Source organism: Fictibacillus fluitans (genome assembly GCF_030418125.1).
Lineage (GTDB): Bacteria > Bacillota > Bacilli > Bacillales > Fictibacillaceae > Fictibacillus_C > Fictibacillus_C fluitans.
In genome coordinates, this window is sequence record NZ_JAUHTR010000007.1 from 99,619 (window position 1) to 120,537 (window position 20,919).

At 41.3% G+C, this 20,919-nt stretch carries 17 protein-coding genes and 1 pseudogene; 4 read left to right on the forward strand and 14 right to left on the reverse strand.

The window, feature by feature from the left end; all coding sequences use genetic code 11:
• Positions 1–18: 18 nt before the first annotated feature.
• Positions 19–1,524, reverse strand: a complete 1,506-nt coding sequence (gene trpE / locus QYB97_RS14145) for an anthranilate synthase component I (protein WP_301166654.1) — start codon at positions 1,522–1,524, stop codon at positions 19–21.
• A gap of 239 nt (positions 1,525–1,763) precedes the next feature.
• Between trpE and QYB97_RS14150 the strand changes: the two genes are divergently transcribed.
• Positions 1,764–2,702, forward strand: a complete 939-nt coding sequence (locus QYB97_RS14150; protein WP_301166655.1) for an NADP-dependent oxidoreductase — start codon at positions 1,764–1,766, stop codon at positions 2,700–2,702.
• Between the two features lie 327 nt (positions 2,703–3,029).
• Entirely contained in the window at positions 3,030–3,203 is a 174-nt protein-coding gene (locus QYB97_RS14155; protein WP_301166656.1) for a hypothetical protein, read from the forward strand.
• On the opposite strand, the gene QYB97_RS14160 is transcribed toward QYB97_RS14155, so the two are convergent.
• The 3 genes from QYB97_RS14160 to QYB97_RS14170 all read right to left on the reverse strand — a co-directional run bounded on the left by QYB97_RS14160 (position 3,198) and on the right by QYB97_RS14170 (position 5,440).
• A complete protein-coding gene (locus tag QYB97_RS14160; protein ID WP_301166657.1) occupies positions 3,198–3,716 on the reverse strand; it encodes a GNAT family N-acetyltransferase in 519 nt (172 codons plus the stop codon). The genes QYB97_RS14155 and QYB97_RS14160 overlap by 6 nt on opposite strands.
• A 164-nt stretch (positions 3,717–3,880) precedes the next feature.
• Positions 3,881–4,660: a class I SAM-dependent methyltransferase gene (locus QYB97_RS14165; RefSeq protein WP_301166658.1), complete on the reverse strand. Its 780-nt coding sequence runs from the start codon at positions 4,658–4,660 to the stop codon at positions 3,881–3,883.
• Between the two features lie 12 nt (positions 4,661–4,672).
• Entirely contained in the window at positions 4,673–5,440 is a 768-nt protein-coding gene (locus QYB97_RS14170; protein ID WP_301166659.1) for a class I SAM-dependent methyltransferase, read from the reverse strand.
• 203 nt (positions 5,441–5,643) lie between these two features.
• Here QYB97_RS14170 and QYB97_RS14175 point away from each other — a divergent pair, with 203 nt between their 5' ends.
• Positions 5,644–6,858 (forward strand): cytochrome P450, encoded by a 1,215-nt coding sequence (locus QYB97_RS14175; RefSeq protein WP_301166660.1) that lies wholly within the window; start codon positions 5,644–5,646, stop codon positions 6,856–6,858.
• A 49-nt stretch (positions 6,859–6,907) separates the two neighbouring features.
• On the opposite strand, the gene QYB97_RS14180 is transcribed toward QYB97_RS14175, so the two are convergent.
• Positions 6,908–7,504, reverse strand: a complete 597-nt coding sequence (locus tag QYB97_RS14180) for a hypothetical protein (protein WP_301166661.1) — start codon at positions 7,502–7,504, stop codon at positions 6,908–6,910.
• 101 nt (positions 7,505–7,605) lie between these two features.
• Here QYB97_RS14180 and QYB97_RS14185 point away from each other — a divergent pair, with 101 nt between their 5' ends.
• On the forward strand, positions 7,606–8,235 hold the full coding sequence (locus QYB97_RS14185) for a LysE family translocator (RefSeq protein WP_301166662.1): 630 nt from the start codon (positions 7,606–7,608) through the stop codon (positions 8,233–8,235).
• A 264-nt stretch (positions 8,236–8,499) separates the two neighbouring features.
• Here the strand turns inward: QYB97_RS14185 and floT are convergent, their stop codons facing one another.
• From floT to QYB97_RS14230, 9 genes and pseudogenes are all read right to left on the reverse strand, one after another.
• Complete coding sequence (floT, locus tag QYB97_RS14190) at positions 8,500–10,056, reverse strand: flotillin lipid rafts scaffold protein FloT (protein ID WP_301166663.1); 1,557 nt, start codon at positions 10,054–10,056, stop codon at positions 8,500–8,502.
• Between the two features lie 23 nt (positions 10,057–10,079).
• A complete protein-coding gene (locus QYB97_RS14195; protein WP_301166664.1) occupies positions 10,080–10,616 on the reverse strand; it encodes an NfeD family protein in 537 nt (178 codons plus the stop codon).
• 290 nt (positions 10,617–10,906) lie between these two features.
• Positions 10,907–12,397 carry a glycoside hydrolase family 32 protein gene (locus QYB97_RS14200; RefSeq protein ID WP_301166665.1) on the reverse strand — a complete coding sequence of 497 codons (1,491 nt, stop codon included), beginning with the start codon at positions 12,395–12,397 and terminating at the stop codon, positions 10,907–10,909.
• Positions 12,398–12,433: 36 nt separating this feature from the next.
• Positions 12,434–14,042, reverse strand: a pseudogene (locus tag QYB97_RS14205) (ABC transporter substrate-binding protein).
• Between the two features lie 48 nt (positions 14,043–14,090).
• Complete coding sequence (locus tag QYB97_RS14210) at positions 14,091–14,972, reverse strand: carbohydrate ABC transporter permease (protein WP_301166666.1); 882 nt, start codon at positions 14,970–14,972, stop codon at positions 14,091–14,093.
• 18 nt (positions 14,973–14,990) lie between these two features.
• A complete protein-coding gene (locus tag QYB97_RS14215) occupies positions 14,991–15,926 on the reverse strand; it encodes an ABC transporter permease (RefSeq protein ID WP_301166800.1) in 936 nt (311 codons plus the stop codon).
• A 282-nt stretch (positions 15,927–16,208) separates the two neighbouring features.
• Positions 16,209–17,534: an ABC transporter substrate-binding protein gene (locus tag QYB97_RS14220; RefSeq protein ID WP_301166667.1), complete on the reverse strand. Its 1,326-nt coding sequence runs from the start codon at positions 17,532–17,534 to the stop codon at positions 16,209–16,211.
• A 13-nt stretch (positions 17,535–17,547) separates the two neighbouring features.
• Entirely contained in the window at positions 17,548–19,074 is a 1,527-nt protein-coding gene (locus tag QYB97_RS14225) for a response regulator transcription factor (RefSeq protein WP_301166668.1), read from the reverse strand.
• 28 nt (positions 19,075–19,102) lie between these two features.
• Positions 19,103–20,899, reverse strand: coding sequence for a sensor histidine kinase (locus QYB97_RS14230; RefSeq protein WP_301166669.1), 1,797 nt, complete (start codon positions 20,897–20,899; stop codon positions 19,103–19,105).
• Positions 20,900–20,919: the final 20 nt, after the last annotated feature.

The window sequence follows — 20,919 nt, forward strand, 5'->3', positions numbered from 1 at the left end:
AGCCGGACGGCTCTTTTTTTATGCGTAAAGCTCCATCGCTTCAGCCACTTGTATGGCTTTCAGCAGCGCTTTCGCTTTATTGAACGTTTCGTCATACTCATTCTCCGGAACGGAATCGGCAACGATGCCTGCTCCTGCCTGAATATAAGCTTTATCATTTTTAAAAAGGATGGTACGGATCGTAATGCAGGAGTCCATGTTGCCTGAAAAAGAAAGGTAGCCGATCGCTCCGGCATAGGTTCCCCTGGCCTGCGTTTCCAGTTCCGCGATAATCTGCATCGCCCTTATTTTCGGTGCGCCGGACAATGTGCCGGCCGGCAGGCATGAAATCAGGGCATCAAAGAAGTCTTTATCTTCCTTGAGCAGACCTGTGACATCAGACACAATGTGCATCACATGCGAATAACGTTCAATCTCCATAAAAGAGGTAACTTCCACACTTCCGTATTCCGATACCCTGCCAATATCGTTCCTTCCCAAATCAACAAGCATGAGGTGCTCGGCCACTTCCTTTTCATCAGCGAGCAGTTCCTCTGCTAAAGCCTGGTCTTCGTCCATGTCCTTGCCGCGGGGCCGTGTTCCGGCAATCGGGCGGGTTCTCACCCGCTGCCCTTCAACTTTTACAAGCAATTCCGGGGACGAACCGACTATAATTTCATCCGGAAGCTTAAGCAGATACATGTAGGCGGATGGATTTACAATCCTTAGTACGCGGTAAACCGTCAGAGGATCAGCTTTCGTCTCACTCTCAAAACATTGGGAAAGAACAACCTGAAATATATCTCCGGCTGTAATATATTCTTTGGCCCGGTCTACCATCGAACAAAATTCTGATTTGGTAAGGTTGGATTTTACACCGCTGATATCAACCTCCTGCTGAGGAAGATAGCGAAAAGACGGCACTGGCTGCTTTACATTTTGCTCAAGCTGCTTCATAGTTGCTTCGATCGATAACCGTGCTCCTTCATACAGTTCTTCTATTTGTTCTTCGGTATAATTTTCAGGTACATGAAGGTTGCAGACAATGTTGATGGATTGCTTCAAATGATCAAAGACAATCAGTTCATCGACAAACAGAAATTTCATATCATCGGTGTTGAGAATATCTTTCTTGTGAGGCGGAATTTTTTCGAAATACTGGAGAATATCATAGCCAAAATAGCCGACAGCTCCACCTGTGAACTGAGGCAAATTTTTGTGCGCGGGACTTTTATATTGGTTGAGGAGAGATTTAAGGATTTCGATCGGATGTCCGGAAAACGTTTCATCCTGATCTTTTTTCTTTACGTGGGTCTGCCCTTTTTTGCAGGAGACAACCATGAATGGATTCTTTCCGATATAGGAATACCGGGCCCATTGCTGTCCGCCTTCCACACTTTCAAGCAAAAATGAGTAATCTTCCTGATAATAGGTTTGATACAGCTCAATCACTGTATGTACATCAGCAAATAATTCGATGCTTACAGGAATCAAATTGTACGTTCCTGCCAATTGTTTCACTTCTTTCAATGATGGTTGAATCAATATAATCATCCCTTCTTGATGAGAGACGAAGACTAGCAACCATAACCGCTAATCTCAGCTCGGCTCTGCTCTTAATCTGTAAATGTTTTCTAAAGCTTCTCTACTCTTCTCAACTAATCTCGTGCGATTGTAAATCACTATATAATGCATTGGTAAAACTGTCAACCACTTTTCTGATTTAACACGGCACAATAAGGGAAACCTCTTTGAGATACAGTTATTATAGAAGAGGTGAGAAAATGAAAGCGATTATTATTAATGAATACGGCGGACGTGAGCAGCTGGTTGAGAAGAAGGTATATGATCCGAAGCCAGGTCCAAGGGATGTTCTCATTGAGGTGCATGCCACATCGGTTAATCCGGTGGACTGGAAAATCCGTGAAGGCTATTTAAAGGATAATCTGCGTTTCTCGTTTCCTGTCATTCTTGGATGGGATGCCGCTGGCGTAGTAAAAGAAACGGGTTCAGCCGTTACAAAGTTCAAGCCGGGGGACGAGGTCTTTACGAGACCCGCAACGGAACGGGATGGCACGTATGCAGAACTGCTGGCAGCAGATGAAGAACTTGTAGCATTTAAACCGAAGAATCTCACATTTGAAGAAGCGGCATCAATACCGCTTGTAGGTTTAACCGCGTGGCAGTGCCTGGTGGACTTCGCTAAAATTAAAGAAGGGCAAAGGGTCCTGGTTCATGCAGGAGGCGGAGGCGTTGGAAGCTTTGCGATTCAGCTTGCCAAGACCAAAGGAGCTTATGTGATTTCTACGGGAAGTGAGGACTCCGAGAGCATTATCAAAGAATCTGGTGCAGATGAATTTATCAATTATAAAACGCAGGATTTTACCGAAGCCATTGAATCGGTAGACATCGTTTTTGATACGATTGGCGGCGATGTACAGAAAAGCAGCTATAAAGTAATCAAACCCGGCGGTGTACTTGTTTCGATTGTCAGTCCACCAGTTCAAAAAGAAGCAACGAATCATTCGGTAACTGCAGGCTTTGTCTTCCTCGATCCTGACGGTGAAGAGCTTGCTGAAATCGGCAAACTGATCGAAGCAGGAAAGATCAAGCCATTTGTGGGGGAAACCTTCCCACTGACACAAGATGGCGTCAGGGCTGCGCATGAATTAAGCGAATCCCATCATGCCAAAGGAAAGATCATTATCAGCGTAAAAGAATAGTTGTATTTTAAGATTGGTTGTTAGTACATTTTTAGCTTCTTTGACAAGTTGGTTGCAGTGAAAGGTGCGAGACTCCAGCAGGAGATGCGGGACAGGTGAGACCAAGAAGGCGCTTGCGCCTGATGGGCTCAGCGCCCGCCCTGCGGAAAGCGAGCGACCTGAAACGGAAATCAACTGCTTTCAAGAACAACCAAGAATAAAAAGCCCGGATGGAGGTTCAAGATCTTCACCGGGTTTTTCATGTTATATAATCTCACACCTTTGTAGATTAACTGCCAATTTCCATGGTAAAGTATTTCTACACCACCCTGTCAGGAGGAGGATAGTATGATCCTTTCCCATCAATTAACACCAGAGGAAAAAGAAAAAGTAAAACTGCTTAAGAAGAAAATAAACAGTGCCGTGAATGCAGAAGAAAGGAAAGAATATGAAACCCAATTAATCATACTGATGGAGCGTATCTTCATTCGTTATAAACTGCAAAGAAGAAATGAATTATAAATTCAGCACCCTTGCAAGGTCAAAACCGATGGCCTCCTCCACCAGCTCTTGATCTCCAATCTGTATCTTTTCTTCTCCCAATAAAATGCCGCCCAATCTTTCACAGGCCACCTTACAAGGATTATCCTGAAGAACCCATACAAGCATTGTATGGTAGCCCGAATCCAGAAAACCTTGCGCCAGCTTCCGAATCAGCCTGCTTCCAATCGAGCGCCGCTGATATTCCTGTAAAATATAAATGGCATAAATCTCACCATCATATAGGAAACGTCCCGTACGATTAGCTCCTCCTGAACAAAATCCAATAATTTCCTGGTTGATACAGGCAACGTACAATTGATTTTCAGGCAATGGTTTTTCTATAATTCCTTTCCACATTGCCTTTCTGTCCTCCACGGACATTTTCTGCAAATATTCCTCATCGACCACTCCTTTATATGTCGTTCGCCAGCTGTCTACGTGAACAAATGCGATAGCCTCTTCATCTCCGGGGAGGGCTTTGCGAATTTCCAAGGTCTATACCTCCTTTTTGTGCAGTTCCGCTCAAACTCATTAACGTAGTTAACAATACCCGTTCCTGCAGCAAAAACCAGCAAATTCCTTAAAAATCCTTCGTTTACAATTTGATTACAAGTTCTTTGCCATTTTATTTCCCCGGAAATTGGCGTTTTTTGAAGTCAGGAATGAGTGGCAAACCAAAGAGTCCAGCGGTCGCGTTCAATTATATGCTTTTCATTTTTTAGTTTACCTTCAATGAAACGTATAAGCTCTTTAAGCCTTTCATTATTCAACTCAAACAAAATTGAACGGCCTGTACGGCTTTTAAGGTCCAGGGCCAATTCCTGAAAAGAAGTAAATTTCTTTCTTGTTTCCCACAGCTTTATTTCTTTTATATCGGAAAAGCCTGCTTCTATTAATGCTGACTGAACATGATCGCTTGAGAACCGCCTCTTTATTTCCTGACGAATAAGGCCGGGTTCTTTTTCAAAAAAGTATCCCCGTATATGTTCAGGAGACCCGGGCAGCAGGCAATCTTCAGGAGTCCTGTCCTGAACGATGAAGGTTCCTCCGGATTTTAATAACCGAAAGGCTTCTGCAAATGGCGTATCTAAATGGTCCAAGTGATGAATTACTGCCCGTTCAAGAACAATATCAACTGTCGAAGAAGGCAGACCAGTACAGGAGGCTTCGCCTTTTTTAAAACGGATGCGGTTCTTATAAGCTGAACTGTTTTCTTTTGCAGCAGCCAGCATGGTTTCAGAAAAATCCAGTGCAGTCACATGGTTGGCGCCAAGCTCAAGCAAAGCTTTTGTATATATCCCCCCGCCGCAGCCGATATCTACCACATTGCACCCAGAATGTGCGATGTAGGGGCTAATGATTGTTTTCCATTCATCGGATGCGGTTCTCGAAGCATAAGAAGATGTAAGTGATGGATCGTGAAAATTAATTCCCATTTTTCTTTCTCCTTACTTTGTTGCTTTAATGAACACAGCATCCCCGGTAAACGCCTGAACCTGTCCTTCTTTTTCCTTGATCCTAAAATACTCTTTTACATGTTCAGGAGCCGATAGCATGTCCTTCTCTAACTCTTCTTTATCTTTCAGATTCAGCTGCATCCGGCTGCACCAGCTGTCGAACGCAAAATCCTTTTTAAAGGCATGCATTTGTTCAAAGTTGAAACCTATTTCTTCAAGAAGCTGCAGCCACTCTGACTTTCTCCAGGCACGGTAATGGCTGGGATCTCTCTTTTTTTCAACATGATTATAAAATCGATCGTATTCAAGGGTTTCCGGAGCTGTATTATCGATGAGCAGAAATCTTCCACCCGGCACCAACACGCGGAATGCTTCTGACACAAAAGCTTTCACTTCAGGAAAATGATGAGGAGCGATCCGGCAGGTCACCAAATCGAACGATTCTTTTTCGAATGGCAGGTTTTCAGCATCGCCCTGTACAAACGACACATTGGTCCGGCCTTGTTCATTGATAAATCGCTTGGCCGCTGCAAGAATTTCACTTGTAAGATCAAGAGCGGTTACTTCTTTCACATGCGGGTAAAACGCGTTTGCCGTATGGCCTCCCCCTGTAGCAATATCAAGCAGGCGGTCTTGTGGCGCGGCATTCGAAAGCATCACCATGAGTTCAAGATCCTTTCCCTTTGCGTGGATCGGGCTGGTAATGTAGCTGTCCGCATTCCTGCCGAATTGTTCTTGAACCTTCGCTTTAATATCCATGAAATCCTCTCCCTTCTTCTTTATCATATGCAACTCGCTACTTTGTGAAAATTACTAAAAAGCTACTTACTTCCATAAGTAAAACTAATTATAATTCCTGAATATTTGAAATAGTAAAAGATTTAGAGGGATATTCTTTGTACTTTTTGGCAATTGCACGTATTCTTTAAAGTGTAACCACCAAAAATTGGAGGGAAGCCACCATGGATAATTCCATTCAAACAGCATTTCGGCAGGTATCAGAAATTTCGACCAAAGAAGAACGTTATGAACCGTTTTCCTGGTATGAAAAAATGCGGAAGGAAAGTCCTGTGCGTTGGGATGAAAAGCGGGGAGCATGGGATGCTTTTGACTATCAAAGTGTAAAGAATGTCCTTGAAAACAAGGATTTATTTTCTTCCAACCGTTCAAGAAGGCAGGAAGGCGAGCAGGCTTCCCCTATTGAGCTTAGCTTGATCAGCATTGATCCGCCAAAGCACACCCAGATGCGTTCCCTTGTTAACAAGGCATTTACCCCGAGAGTCATGAAAGACTGGCGGCCCAGGATCGAGCGGATCGCAAACCAGCTGCTGGACGAAATACAGGATCCTTCAGAAATCGATTTGGTCAAGCAGTATTCCTATCCGCTTCCTGTCATGGTGATTGCAGAGATACTGGGTGTACCGATCAAAGATCAGGATAAATTTAAAGACTGGTCCGATTGGGTGGTTGCCGGACCAACGGACAACAGTCCCGAAGCCCTTAAAAAGCTGGAAGAAAATCAACAAAGAACATATTATGAGCTTTATGTATATTTTAAAGAAATTATTGCCATGAAAAGACAACAGCCAGGTGAGGATATTATCTCTGTTCTCATCCAGGCAGAAATGCAGGGAACCACGCTTACAGAAGATGAGATCATCGGTTTTTGCATCCTCCTTTTGGTTGCCGGAAATGAAACGACAACAAACCTGATCAGCAATGCCTATTATTGCTTTACAGAATTCCCTGAGATTTATGAAGAAATTTTGAAAGATCCTGCCGGAACTCTTCCGCTTACCGTTGAAGAAGTGCTTCGGTACCGTTCACCTGTACAATCCATGAGCCGTGTTGCCAAAGAAGATACGGTTTTGAATGGCGCCGAGATTAAAGCAGGTAATATTGTCGTTGCCTGGATGGGCGCAGCAAACCGGGATGAACAGCAGTTTGAGAATGCCCATGAATTTAATATTCGCAGAAAGCCAAATCCGCACCTCGCGTTCGGCAAGGGCATTCACTTTTGCCTCGGTGCACCTCTTGCAAGGCTGGAAGCCGAAATTGCCATGGCCGAATGGATCAAACGTTATCCGCGATTTGAAAGAAGCTCCGGTTTTTCCCTGGAGCCGATTGAAAGTACGTTTGTATACGGCCTTAAGGAATTAAAACTTTCCGTATTATAATAGAAGAAAAAAGCAGGAGGCCCTAAAATAAAGGTCTCCTGCTCTTGTTTTAGCAGCCGGTAACAATTACCTTGTTCGGGTCTTTGCTGCTGTCCTCCACGCCATTTATCAACACTTCCTGCAGTTGAAGCTGTTCTCCTTCTTCAATAAGGAGCTCGTCCACGTTACGGTGAAAAAGTCTTTCGAGATCTCTTTTTATCGAAGTATGAGGACTTTTAATCATCATATGGGAAATAGAAATGTTCTCGTCACTCACCGTATCTTTTCTTGTTTGAAGCTCAATCTTGAAACGGTATGGCGTAAAAATAAACGTTCTGCGCGCCCCGGTCTCTGCTTTCCATCCCATAACGTCCGCCCGGTTGCATATCTGGGCAAGCTCTTCCTCATTTACAAGATACCCGATATGGTCAAAGATTGGTTTCTTGCCTGCCCCAAATGTGATATTCACCTTTCCTCTTCTGACTTCAATGATCCGAAAGATGAGGGCGTTCTCCCGAAAGTCTTTCCATTCCAGCGGTGGATGGTACGGGGTAACCGTGCCCTTTTCCATTGCATACCGTGCTGCAACAGTGAATCCCAGTTTTCGATAGTAATTTTCTGTTTCCTCAACCCGATTAGTCCAAAAATGATAATGGAATAATTTCATTGTTTCACTTCCCGTCTGCCTGATTGTTCCTTCTGTGTCTGAAATGCTATGGACGAACATATAGTGAGAGTATACAAGCTTACGATACTTGGAGGCCAATTATGCTGATTCTGTTTTTGCTCGGACTGGCACTTGCCGCTTCTCCCGGCCCTGACTTTCTGCTGATGACAAAACATACGCTCAGCCACGGAACACGCATGGGATACGCCACATTCCTTGGAAATCGTACCAGCTTCATTCTCCATCTTACCTTGGCAGTTCTCGGATTGTCAGTCATCTTAAAGGAATCAGCTCTATTATACTTGTTAATCCGAATGGCGGGGGCTTCCTATTTAATTTATTTGGGCGCTCACAACCTGTTCAGGAGAATCTCGCCTGCAAATGATCCTTCAAGCATTACGAGCATTGCCCTTTCCGCTCTGCTGGCGTATCAGCGCGGATTTTGGAGCAACCTCCTTAATCCAAAGGTCAGCCTCTTCTTTTTAAGTATTTTCCCTCAGTTTGTTACTGCCCAGCAGCTTGCCTCCCATCCGTTTAGCAGTGCCCTTATTTTTCTTTCCGGAAATTCATGCTGGTACCTGTCCATTCTTCCTGTAATCGGCATGCAGCGCATCCGGCAGCAGGTCGCCCGTTTCCAATCGATCTTGGATCTGCTGTTTGGCTTGCTGTTTATTGGATACGGCGGAAAAATGATTCTCGAAGACCTTCAGCTTTTGGTGGGATACCTTTAGGATTTTTTTAAAGAAGATTCTTCGGTGGTCTTGTGAGTAGTTGATTTCCGTTCCAGGATGCTCGCTTTCCGCGGGGCGTGCGCTGAGCCCCACAGGGGCAAGCGCCTATGTGTCTCACCTGTCACGCCTGTCCCGCCGGAGTCTCACACCTTGCACTCCAATCAACTTGTCAATGAAGATACCCTGCAAGTTTCCAAAGCAACCATCCATTATCTATAAAAAAAGGATAACCTGAATTACCAGGTTATCCTCTTTTATTACCTACTACTCCACCGGCACTGGATCTTCGCTGCGGTCTACGGATCCAGGCTCTTTGCTTTTCTTCGCCATGTCGTACCTTAGCCCGTCAATGCTTTGCCGTATATTTCCTTTGCCTGAAAAGTTCTCAATCAGTTCCTTCATATCAATTCCGGATGAGGCCTTCAGCGTTTCCTGAAGTGAAGCCATAAGGTTGGTTGCATATCCAGTCACCTTATTCGCTCCTCCATTCTCTCCGCTTCCGCCGGTATCCACTACGGTAATTTTATCAATGTTCGAAAGCGGGCTTGCGATTTCCTTCGCATAAGCCGGAAGCATGGTGACAATCATATCAAGAATAGCCGCCTGACCAAACATTTCAAAGGCTTCGGCAATCTTCTCTTTAGCCTCCGCTTCAGCCAATCCTTTCAGACGGATAACCTCGGCTTCGGTTTCCCCTTTTGCACGTTCTGCTTCTGCTTTGGAAAGCCCTTCAAGCCTCACTTTTTCGGCTTCTGCTGAAGCCATGGCCTCTACCCTGTATTTGTGGGCATCTGCTTCAGCCACTTGCTTGCGTTTTTCCGCCTCTGCCGCTTGCTCGACGGAGTAACGGTCGGCATCCGCCTTTTTCTTTACTTCAGAATCATATTGCTTTTCACGTCTCGCAATCTCTTTTTCTTCCAATTCAATTTGCTTCTGCCGCTCAATAATCTTGATCTGCATCTGCTGTTCTGTAACTTCCTGCTTGGCGCGTGCTTCTTCCAGATGGTAAGCCTGGTCCGCCTTGGCTTTGGCAATATCCTGCTCTCTGCGGTATTCAGCGATTTTCAGCTGGTTGATTTTTTCAGCTTCCGCCACTTCTGTTGCCCGCTCAAGCTCTGACTTTTGTGCTTCTTTATTGGCTTCTGCCCGCTTAATGCGGGTTTCTTTCTCCGCTTCTGCTGTTGCAATATCAGCATCACGCTTCACCTGGGCAATTCTCGGTTTACCGAGTGCTTCCAGGTATCCGTTTTTATCTCTTACATCCTTAATGGTGAAGGAAACGATGATAAGACCCATTTTCGCCAGATCCTGTGAAGCAATCCGCTGTACTTCCTGAGAAAACTTATCACGGTTTTTATAGATTTCCTCTACGGTCATGGAGCCAAGAATGGAACGGAGATGTCCTTCCAGTACTTCTCTTGCTTCAAGCTCGCGGTCTTGTTTCGTTTTTCCGAGGAACTGTTCTGCAGCTGTAGCGATTTCTCCAATTGAACTGCCAATCTTAATAATGGCCGTTCCGTCGGCCGTCACAGGAACTCCCTGTTCGGTGTATACTTCTGGAGTTTGCACTTCAAGTTTGCTCGAAAGCAGGCTCAGCGGTTCGGACTGCTGAAAGACCGGAAATACAAAGGTTCCTCCGCCTCTGACAATCTTTATTTTATTTCCTGATTCATCAATGTTTACGTTTCTGCTTCCGAGAAAGCTCCCTGTAACGATCAGTGCTTCATCCGGGCCGGCTGTCTTATACTTGGTGATAAAAACGGCTAATAAGGCAATGATGATAAATACCGCAATACCTGCGACAATGAAAATAGGTGTCATTTTGTTTCCCCCTGTTTAGTTGATTACAGCATGGCGGCCTGTTCATATGGCAATACATGAACAACACCGGTTTTAACATCCACAATCAGAATTTTCTCTCCCTGACCGATCGGCTCATTATTCAGGCTGACCGCTGTTTTGGCAATATTGCCGCTGATTCCCTCAATAAATACCTCTCCAAACCCATTGGTCGGGATAGAAGTGATAACCTTCCCAATCCTGCCACGAAGGTCCGCTTCTGAGTAATTTAAAGACGCTTCTGCAGAGGCAAGGGGAATCAGGACAAAGATATTCAGCAGCGTTACAAGAACAAAGGAGGCGCCTGCAGCCACACCCATTATGAGCCAGCTGCCGAGCGGGGTCAGCATTTCCAAAATGTATCCTCCAGCGCTCCACAAGGTGAAAAAGGAAAGCAGGAGCGTCGGATTCAGGATATGGGAAAAGACATCAAATGCCCCGTGAATCAAATCACTGACTAATACATACAAAAAGGTAATACATCCGAAAATAATAAGTCCTGTCAGGTAAACGGTCTCCATTGGATACCCCATGAGCTCCATTACACACCCTCCTTTTTCTAAATAACCTCTTTAGATCCTCCCTCTTTTAACCATTTTATGGAACAATTATAGCATATTTACACTCCTTATTTGGAAAAACATGTTTCTTTTTCATAATACTTCAAGCGCGCTTCATACATATAAACGGACAAAAAACGAAAAGGTTTCGCATTTCCAAAAAAATTCACTATATTTATAGTTCGTTCTATGTAATAAACCTACTATTTAAAAAAGCTGCCTAGAATGCGGCAGCTTCATCATTTCACTTTTTAGCTCTAGTGGTTTCCTTTTTACTTCTTACTTTTATGCCAAATGGAATCCAGTTCAGTTAGCTTTACAGAGTTAACTTGCGTACTGCCGTTATTTGAGAAGAGAACAATTCTCTCATGAGGACTGTTTGGGAAAAGCAAGCTTGTAAAAGCAATTGTTCCTCTATTTGCAAATACTTCAATCGAAGAGGTATCCCTTAAGATGTGCAGGCTGATTTTTCCTTTACCTAGTTTTAAAGGACACTCTTGAACAGCAGCAAATGATTCAGAAAAACTTTTGTCTCCCGCTGCCGTCCTGTCCACTGACAACTTCTCTTTCTCTACATCATACTGAATTACAATACTCTCATTATCATCATTATTAAACATAAGGCCAAAAGATGTTGCATCACAATTCTCAAACTCAATTCCCATTTCTATAAGGGGACTCAGCATATCAAAAGCCGTATTTTCATCAGCCGTTATTAAAAACTCTTTAGAGGTAAAAGAACGTTTTCGAATAGAATCGAATTCTGCTACAACATTTTGAGCCAAGCGAGTACCTGAATCAGTTGAAACGAGGGAAAGTTCTCGTGGTATTGTCATCGCGCTGCGCCATTCTTCTGTTGGCACCAAATTGGCATAGCGCCAGTTACTCATCCAGCCGATATAGATCCTTCTGCCCCCCTCTTTAGGGAGATCCGACCAGCTCACACCTGCATAATTATCTCTGCCATGATCAAGCCATAGGATGGTTTCCTCGGGGTTTTCATTGTAAAATGTGGTTCCATCAAAGTGTCCTATAAAATATTGTGTTCTTGAGCCTTGTTCATAATCTGGATTGTCACCAATGCTTACGAGCATTACCCATTTCTTATTCAATTCATTATCATCTAGCCGTAATTCAAAAAGATCGGGACATTCCCATACACCATGGTGAGATCCGTCATTGTGTCCAAATTCGCTGGCAAAGTTCCAATCTTTCAAATTCGAGGATGTGTAAAGAGTGACGGTTTGCCCTGTAGCAAGAACCATTACCCATTTTTTAGTTTCAGTGTGCCAAAATACCTTTGGATCCCGATAATCCGTGATGGTTTCTTCGGTTAATACCGGATTGCTTTTGTATTTCGTCCAAGTTCTTCCGTTATCTTTGCTGTAGGCCAGGCATTGCCGCTGGCGGGACCTTTCGGATTCTGGGTAAATGTCCACACTGGTATACATAGCCACAATGCCTGGTTTACCTTCAAAGAAACCTGATGTATCATTCCAATCAACTACTGCAGAGCCTGAAAATATAACCCCATGTTCATCTGGATGCAATGCAATGGGCATTTGCTCCCAATGAATCAGGTCTTTACTTACCGCATGTCCCCAGTGCATTGGTCCCCAGGTAGAATTGAATGGATGATGTTGATAAAATAGATGATACTCGTCATTAAAGTAGACCATTCCATTCGGATCATTCATCCACTTTTCCTTTGGGGAATAATGAAACTGCGGACGATACTTTTCACCATATACTAATTTATTCATGGACCTTCTTCTCCTTATTTTACCTTTAGCGTTGGATTATTTATGATTCCTGTCATAACCTGATTGTTTAATTTTCAGCCATTCCTGTAATCCAAGCCGATCCAGTTCTTTCATATAATTATTCCAGTCCTTATCCACTTTTCCATTCTGTATCCACTCAGCCCGTTTTCTAATAACATAAGCGAAGAGATCCGTTTCTATAGTGGAAAGTGCATCAAGGTCATCCAGTGAGAAGAATACCTTTGGATAAATATTTTCTGCAGTCATATGCGGTACCATGACGTCCTTCATCAGATTCAGCCTCCATGCTGCATCATCCGGCTTAGTCGTAACCTTTCCATAGTACTCATCAAGAATGGCTAAAGGTCCGCCAATGCTTGTTTTTTGTCGTAATTCCACAGGAGCTGAACCATTTAAAGGCAAATGTTTTAACATCTTAGTGCTTTTATCGTATTCAAAAATATTTTGTAACTTTTTATCGCCGTAGGTCCCCCAATTATCCTGTACCGATTGAGTAGGATCATATAGTTTATCAATCCATTTAGCTGTTAGTTCAAGGTTCTTATTAGCACTCGTTATTACCATTCTTCCACGGTCGAAGCCCATTCCATTTGTTCTTGTAACATTTACATGTCCATCAGGACCGGCAAGTGGCGGCATTAGGTCATATTTATTATTCATTCCTGTAATATTCGCCTTATCCCAGGTGAAATACAGTCCGTATCGGTTATCTTTTCCTTTTGCAAGATAAGTGTTCCAATCTTGTTCAAAAGCTTCAACATCAATCAATTCTTCTTTATACAGTTCATGTAAAAATTTGATACCTTCTTTATAACCGGCATCTGATGAGGTAAAAGCAACTTTTCCATTATTTTGAACTACCGTATGGTCCCAGTTCTCTCCAAGACCAAATGATCCAAAGAGGAAAGCCAAATCTTCTCCACCTGGTTTCCCTATAAACGCCAATGGAATTTCGTCTGCTTTACCGTTTCCATTGGGATCCTTAGTTTTAAAGGCAATAAGAACCTTTTTTAATTCTTCTGTTGTTTTAGGCATCTTCAGACCCAATTTTTTTAACCATTCAACGTTAATCCACGGAAAATCATCCACTGAATGGATGCTTTCTTTCCCAGAACCGAGTTCTTCAATCCATGGGAAGGAATAGATATGCCCATCAGGCGCAGTCATCATCGCTTTATATTCCGGTGCCTCTTTGAGAACTTTTCTAAGATTAGGCATATGTTTTTCAATTAGGTCCTCAACAGGAACTATTGCACCGTCTTTAGCAAGTTTCAATAAGTCATAGTCTCCATAAGCGGCATCAAGAATTGCATCCGGAAGATCCCCGCTCGACATAGCAAGATTTCGTTTTTCCACAAAAACATCTGATGTGTAGTTTTTCCATTTGATGTTTACATTTGTTTCTTTTTCTAGGCGTTTGTAGATTAACTTTTCATTTGGGTCTTTTGGAGCCAATGGAGAGCTTTGTGTCATAAAGTTTAATGTTACTTTTTCTTTAACTGGGAAACTCATTTTTAAGCTTATAATCTTTTGAAGCAGCCTCACCACTGCTGCTCTTGCTGCATCCAGAAACCAGTAATAATGCTGTCAAAGAGACAACTGCTATTTTTTTTGCCTTTTTCATAAAATGATCCTCCCAATATTAAAATGATGAAAATATGAAAGAAAACTATTATTTTAGTGAACCCACCATGATTCCTTTCTCAAAATATTTCTGAAAGAAGGGGTACATCAGAATCAATGGAAGACTTGAAATGACAATGGAAGAGTATTTAATCATCTCTGACAGCTTTTTAAGTTCAGCCATCGCCAATTGGTCACTAATCATTCCAGGATCCGTTGAGTTTTGAATTAAAATCGATCTTAAAATCAGCTGCAGTGGATGAAGATTAGGGTCATCCAGATAAATCATGGCATCAAAATAGGAATTCCACTGTCCTACGAAGGCATACATGGCCAAAACGAAAATAATGGGCTTGGATAATGGCAGAACAATTTTAAAGAAAATTAGCAAATCTGAGGCTCCATCAACTTTCGCTGCTTCATGCAGTTCATAGGGTATTCCTTTGAAATAAGTTTTTGCCAGAATGATATTCCATACATTCAAGGCCCCAGGAAGAATAATGGCCCAAATGGTGTTTAACATTCCTAAATCTTTTACAACCAGGTAAGTGGGAATCAGCCCACCGCTGAAAAACATCGTAATAATAAACAGGGTCATAAAGAAATTTTTCCCCACAAATCCGTTAATGGATAATGGGAATGCGGCAAATAACGATACAACAACTGTAACGACCGAGAAGCCTACTGAATAAAGAATAGAGTTTAAAAAACCTCTTATCATTGCTTCATTTCCGAGGATCAGCTTATAGCCTTCAAGACTCCAATCCGAGAAGTTAAAAGAAATTCCTTTGTTTAATAGAATGGTTGGATCAATGAACGATGCCAGTACGATATAAACGAGTGGAACTATTACAACTAAAACGGCTAAACAAAGTAAAATACTATTAAATCCCAATATCATTCGATCCATGCGTGTATACTTTATTTTCATATCGAAACTCCTAACTCGCTAATATAATCCTTCACCTTCATTTAATTTCTTGACAATAGAGTTAACCAGAACAAGCAAAATAACATTAATAACGGAATTAAAAAGGCCGATTGCTGTAGAGTAAGCATAATTCCCAGATTGTAGTCCTACTTTGTAAACATATGTAGGAATAATTTCAGACGTTGGCAAATTCATGGACGTCTGCATAAGGTACGCTTTTTCAAAACCGATTGCCATAATACCACCTGCACTCAATATAAAGGTAACGGCCATCAAAGGTTTTATAGTCGGTAAATCGATATGAATAATTCTTTGTAAAATATTTGCGCCATCAAGTGTGGCTGCATTGTGCAATTCAGGGTCAACATTTGCCAAAGCCGCTACATAAATGATGGATGACCAACCTGCCGCTTGCCAAATTCCGGACAGAATATAGGTTGTACGAAAAAAATCAGGGTTAGAAAGAAACCTAATTGGCTCTCCTGTCAGCATCATTACTAGTTGGTTGATAGGTCCCGTTGGGGATAAAAAGATAAACAGCATACCTACTATCACAACGACTGAAATGAAGTTTGGTGCATACAGGACAAGCTGGATATTTTTTTTAACAGCGGCCCTTCGAACTTGATTGATCATGAGGGCAAGAATTATGGGTATTGGAAAACCGAGTAACAAACCATATACACTGAGCTTTAGTGTATTGACAAAAATCACACCAAAGTTTGGTGATGACAGAAACTTTGTGAAGTGGGCAAAACCAACCCACTCACTGCCCAGAATTCCCTTGATTGTGTTAAAATCCTTAAACGCAATGATTGCTCCATAAATTGGAACATATTTAAACACAATGGTTAAAAGAAGTGCTGGAGCAATTAATAAATATAGAAAGTAGTTTTTTCTTACATACTTCAATCTTCTCACCAGACTAGAATCCATTTTCTTTCCCGGCTTCATCTGAAAAGCAGCATCTTTGTTCGTTTTTACTAGACCTTGCAATCTTGTAAACCCCCTATCAAGTATTGGCATTGAATGTGACAGTACATCCAGACTTATATAGCGTGAGCACAGGCAGCGTTTTTTTCTTTAGCCCTACTCTATGTAAAACTATAACAAGTATTTGTAAGCGCTTATTTTAAAATCTTCGGATATAGATGTTTGAAAATTTCGGTATTTTATAGCCAATAAAAAAACCCTCAACTGAGCATTTTATATGCTCAGTTGAGGGTTTCCTATGTATTATGGTGTCTGCATTTCTCGAATGCCTGCATTGATTTTTTCGACCGCTTTTTCGGCAGAAGCATCTATATCTTTCCCTTCAAGGCCGACATCTTCAAACAGTGTACGAATCGTATGGCTGACTATAGAATATGCTGGTGTTACAGGGCGATTTCTGGAGTGATAAAGTGTCTGTTCCATCAAAATATTCAATGGATATTTATTGAGTTCAGGAATATTTTTAGCTACTGAAAATCTTGCAGGAAGATCACCTGTAATGGTGACATATTTTTTCATACCTTCATACCCAGATACATACTTAATGAACATCCATGCTTCTTTGGGATAGGTTGAGGTTGAAGAAATCCCAAGGGCCCAGCCTCCATTTGGAGTAGCCTGATGGGTGCCCTTTGGCAATGGAGCCACCCCAAAATCTTTGTCTGCAGTAAAATTGGCATTTTGCGCGAATTCTTTTAATGTCCAGGAACCCAGTACAGTCATACCCAGCTTCCCTTCTTCAAAAGCCCTGGGCGGAACTTCTATACTAGCTACTTTGTATTTAAAATAGATATCCTGATAGATCTTAAGCGCGCGCTTTGCTTCTTTGGAATCTAAATAACCATTCGCCGTACTGCTATCAGGACTTAGCACACTAGCACCAAATTGCCATAAAAAAGGTGTCTTAAAATATGCAGGTGCTTCTCCAATTCCAAAGCCTTGATCAGGATCGAGTCCTATAATTCCTTTATCTGGATTGTTTATTTGTTTAGCAATAGTAATAACTTCATCCCATGTCATAGGTTTATTGGGATTGCCAGAAGGAAAGGGAATACCTGCTTTTTTAAAAATCTGTTTGTTATAAAAGAGGGCTATGCTGGATTCTGCGACAGGTGCAAGATAGAGCTTCCCTTCATAACTCAATCCTTTTAATGTAGATTTAGGGATATCCTGAATATTTCCTTCCTTTTTCATAAGTGAATCGATTGGCATTAGCGAACCATTATTTGCGTAAAGAGCCAAAGTGGGGCTGTCTATGGCCATAATATCAGGAGACTTGCCATTTGCAAGTTCCGTCCTCAGCCTTATTTCATAATTACTATAAGGAATGGTTTTCATATTAATTTTGATCTTGGGGTTTTTATCCTCAAAGGATGCAATGAGTTTTTCATAGGCATTATTTTCTGCTATATTCCCGTTATTTCTCCAAAATGTAAGTTGGACTTGTTCTGAAGGATCTGGCTTTTCTTTATTATTATGAAGACTGACAGGAGCTTTCTGCACCCAATATGCCCATACAGCAATACTAATAATAAGCATTAACGACAAACTGATCGCCGTTTTTTTCATATGCCATTCCTTCCTAACTTTGTTTATTTTGACATTGACGGTAATCAACAGGTGTTTTTCCATAATACTTTTTAAATACTGTACTAAAATATCCAGAGTTGGTAAACCCAACAAGATTCGCAACATCAATGATTTTAAGATGCCGATCTTCCAGGAAATCAACAGCTTTTTCCATTCGGACTCTAACAAGATAGTCACTAAAGTTTTGCCCTATCTGGCTTTTAAAAGTTTCGGAAAGATGGGCTTTATTAATATGAAAGATTTCTGATAAAAGAGAAAGAGATATTTCATTTGCATAATGCTGGTCCAGATATTGGCGAACGCCATCTATAATTAATTTCCCATTTGAAAATCGGGCAGTACGAACTTTTTTAATAATCTGTCCTGCCAAATCAACGAGATACTGAATTACCTTCTCATACGAATTAAGCTCCCAAATGCTTTGCTGGCAAGTCCACATTGCTTTTTGGATATCTTTTGTTTCGGTATCATACTTTCGTGCAATGGAACCCAAAAGAAATAAAATGCGGTTTGCAACGAAAGAAAAAGAAAGAATGGATTGGCTTTTATTCCTATTTAACAACTGTTCAATGTTTACTTTAAGCAAGGCAAAATCTGCATTCTCAATTGCATTTAACAATTTACGTTCCTCGTAGGAGGAAAATTCGAACACATCTTCCTTTATGTTTGAAACATCAATAATCTGTGATTGTTGGCCTAAATAACTCTGGCTCCATGCAAGCATGCTAGAAATATATCCGGATTTAAACTCCGATATTCCTTTTATGGGATTACCGATTCCTATGACAGTCTCCAGGCAGATCAGCTTCTTTATATTCTGCTGAATATCTCTGACCAGATCTTCAGAACCGTTTTTGGATTTGATAAAGTGGACCATATTCGTGTAGCTTGGATCATAAAATGAAAGGCCTGCATGTTCTCTGGCGAGTTCCTTGCAGATCATCTGAAAAGGCATCCATAATTCTTTTAAGCGATGTGTATTACCCATACTTTCTCTTATTTCTACAGAAATAAATTGCACTTCCGTCTTTTCTTCCACAAGACCTTCAAGCTGAAGCTGAATCAGCCTCTCTTTTACCATCGGTAAGAGCAGCCTATCTTCTTTCACAAGATACAAAAGATACTGTTCCTGTACTTCTTGAAGCCGGGAAAGAGCAAGCTGGCGTACTTTAGCTGTTTCCGCTAATTTCTTCTTTTCCTCCTTCCCTTCTTTACGAATTTTCCGCAATGCCTCTTCCAGTTCCTCCGGAGCAACTGGTTTTAAAAGGTAATCTCTTACCCCTTCCTTTAATGAACCTCTTACATATTCGAAATCGGAGTATCCTGATAAGACAATCACTTTCACATGTGAGAAATGATCGTGGCAATGTTTAGCTAATTGCAGCCCATCCATTATAGGCATTCTCATATCAGTTAGGATTAAATCAATCTCTTTTTCTCGCAGCCATTCAATAGCTTCTTGTCCATTGGAAGCATCTCCTATAATTTGAAAGCCCTCTTCTTCCCAGTTCACTTTCATTTTCAATCCATTGCGAACTTGTTTCTCATCATCCGTAATCAGTACCTTCAACATGAAGATCATCCTCCTCAATGTTTATTGAGAATGTAATTCGTGTGCCTTTGCCTATTTCTGATTCAATCTTATATGAAAAATTCTCTCCATAAAAAAGCCTTAAGCGACCCAGCACATTCCTAAGCCCAATACTGGTACCCTCACTCATTAATACATTATTAGTATCCTGCTCCAGGTCTTCTTTATATATCTTCGCAATGAATTCTTCAGACATCCCTGCCCCTTCATCTTCAATAACAATACATATCTGGTTTTCCAGCTTTTTTGTTTTAATCAGAAGGGTAGCAAATTTTTCCTCGCTAAAACTGTACTTTACTGCATTCTCGACTAGCGGCTGCAGAACAAATTTAATAATTGGAAAATCAAATGTCTCTGGATCTTCTTCAATTTTGATTGTAATACTATCTTCATATCTTATTTTTAAAATATTGGTGTAATTACGTATATAGCCGATTGCATCACTCATCTTAACTACATCAGTATTAGTATTTAATGAATATCTCATCATTCTTCCTAAATAAACGCTGACATTCATCACTTCTCTATTTTTACCCTGAGCAGCCAGTCCACTGAGAATCTCAAGTGTGTTATTTAGGAAATGCGGATTGATTTGCAGCAATAATGCTTTATATTCTGCGTCTTTCCTGCGGATATTTGCTTCATATTCTGTTTCAATTCTATTTTTCAACTGATCTACAGTATGAGTAAATACGTTTACAAGATATCCGACTTCATTTTTTGGTGTTTTTACAGTTGGCATGAAACGTTTAGCACCAGAAAAATCACCACGTTCAATAAAGCCCATTCCCTTTGCTAATTTACCTATCGGCTTTACAATATTGGACGACAGCATATAAGATGCAACAATAGTTAAAAGGAAAACAAAGGCACTGATGAGAAGCATATTACGCCTCAAATCGTAAGCATTAGAAAATAAGTCAGACTTTTTCACTTCACTAAGAAGAATCCAGTCCATAACGGGCAGCTTTTGATAAAAAACAAAATATGTATCAGTTTTATAGTTTGTCTGAAGCAGACCTTTAGCAAATTTACTTTTATTTATGGTTAAAAGGCTGTTGTGTAATACCTGCTTGGGTGTGTCCATCTTTCCTTTTAGTACATTTTCTCCTCTCTGATTTACCAAATTAGCATTTCCAACTCCCCCGACCGTGTTTTTTTTCAGAGCGGAGGCAAGCAAATCAGTAGGAAAATTTACTTTAATGAACCCATAAGAAATAAATGTATTCATGTCAATCAGAGGCAGCACGTAGCTGTTAATATTACTTGAGGCTGGCTGCAATGGATCGGTATGGGATGTAATGAATGGCTTTCCTTCTTCGGTAAACTCTCTATACCAGGAAGCTTTATACCAATTAGGGTTATTTCCCGAAGTACCTGTGCCATCATTTAAGGTAACCGATATGGACATATCATTCGAATTATTGGCTGTTAATGAAGAGAGCAAAGATTTTTGCTGATTTCGTATTACTGCCCTTCTATCATTTGATATCCCTGAAGATTTATTGTCCACTTTCATCCATTGCTGAGTGGAATCGTTTACAAGCACCTGTTTTCCCAAATCTTCAGCCTGCAAAGCAATGGAGTTAATATACAGCGAATATTGATCCATCATTCCCACCACTAAATCCTGCGTTTGATCTTCAATGGTAGAAGAAAACCACCTCGGAACCAATAATGAAAAAACGATGAACGGAATGGTAAGTACACAAGTAAAAATGAGAAATAAACGATTTCGCAGTGAGAAAAACATGTCGCCTCCTTTAGGAAGAA

Bases quoted from the DNA above. Each gene is read 5' to 3' on its own strand.
- QYB97_RS14220 (WP_301166667.1), bottom strand. From the start codon at position 17,534: ATGAAAAAAACGGCGATCAGTTTGTCGTTAATGCTTATTATTAGTATT.
- QYB97_RS14155 (WP_301166656.1), top strand. From the start codon at position 3,030: ATGATCCTTTCCCATCAATTAACACCAGAGGAAAAAGAAAAAGTAAAA.
- QYB97_RS14210 (WP_301166666.1), bottom strand. From the start codon at position 14,972: ATGAAAATAAAGTATACACGCATGGATCGAATGATATTGGGATTTAAT.
- QYB97_RS14185 (WP_301166662.1), top strand. From the start codon at position 7,606: ATGCTGATTCTGTTTTTGCTCGGACTGGCACTTGCCGCTTCTCCCGGC.
- QYB97_RS14195 (WP_301166664.1), bottom strand. From the start codon at position 10,616: ATGGAGCTCATGGGGTATCCAATGGAGACCGTTTACCTGACAGGACTT.
- QYB97_RS14215 (WP_301166800.1), bottom strand. From the start codon at position 15,926: ATGAAGCCGGGAAAGAAAATGGATTCTAGTCTGGTGAGAAGATTGAAG.
- floT (WP_301166663.1), bottom strand. From the start codon at position 10,056: ATGACACCTATTTTCATTGTCGCAGGTATTGCGGTATTTATCATCATT.
- QYB97_RS14180 (WP_301166661.1), bottom strand. From the start codon at position 7,504: ATGAAATTATTCCATTATCATTTTTGGACTAATCGGGTTGAGGAAACA.
- QYB97_RS14175 (WP_301166660.1), top strand. From the start codon at position 5,644: ATGGATAATTCCATTCAAACAGCATTTCGGCAGGTATCAGAAATTTCG.
- QYB97_RS14170 (WP_301166659.1), bottom strand. From the start codon at position 5,440: ATGGATATTAAAGCGAAGGTTCAAGAACAATTCGGCAGGAATGCGGAC.
- QYB97_RS14200 (WP_301166665.1), bottom strand. From the start codon at position 12,397: ATGAATAAATTAGTATATGGTGAAAAGTATCGTCCGCAGTTTCATTAT.
- QYB97_RS14230 (WP_301166669.1), bottom strand. From the start codon at position 20,899: ATGTTTTTCTCACTGCGAAATCGTTTATTTCTCATTTTTACTTGTGTA.
- QYB97_RS14225 (WP_301166668.1), bottom strand. From the start codon at position 19,074: ATGAAAGTGAACTGGGAAGAAGAGGGCTTTCAAATTATAGGAGATGCT.
- QYB97_RS14150 (WP_301166655.1), top strand. From the start codon at position 1,764: ATGAAAGCGATTATTATTAATGAATACGGCGGACGTGAGCAGCTGGTT.
- QYB97_RS14165 (WP_301166658.1), bottom strand. From the start codon at position 4,660: ATGGGAATTAATTTTCACGATCCATCACTTACATCTTCTTATGCTTCG.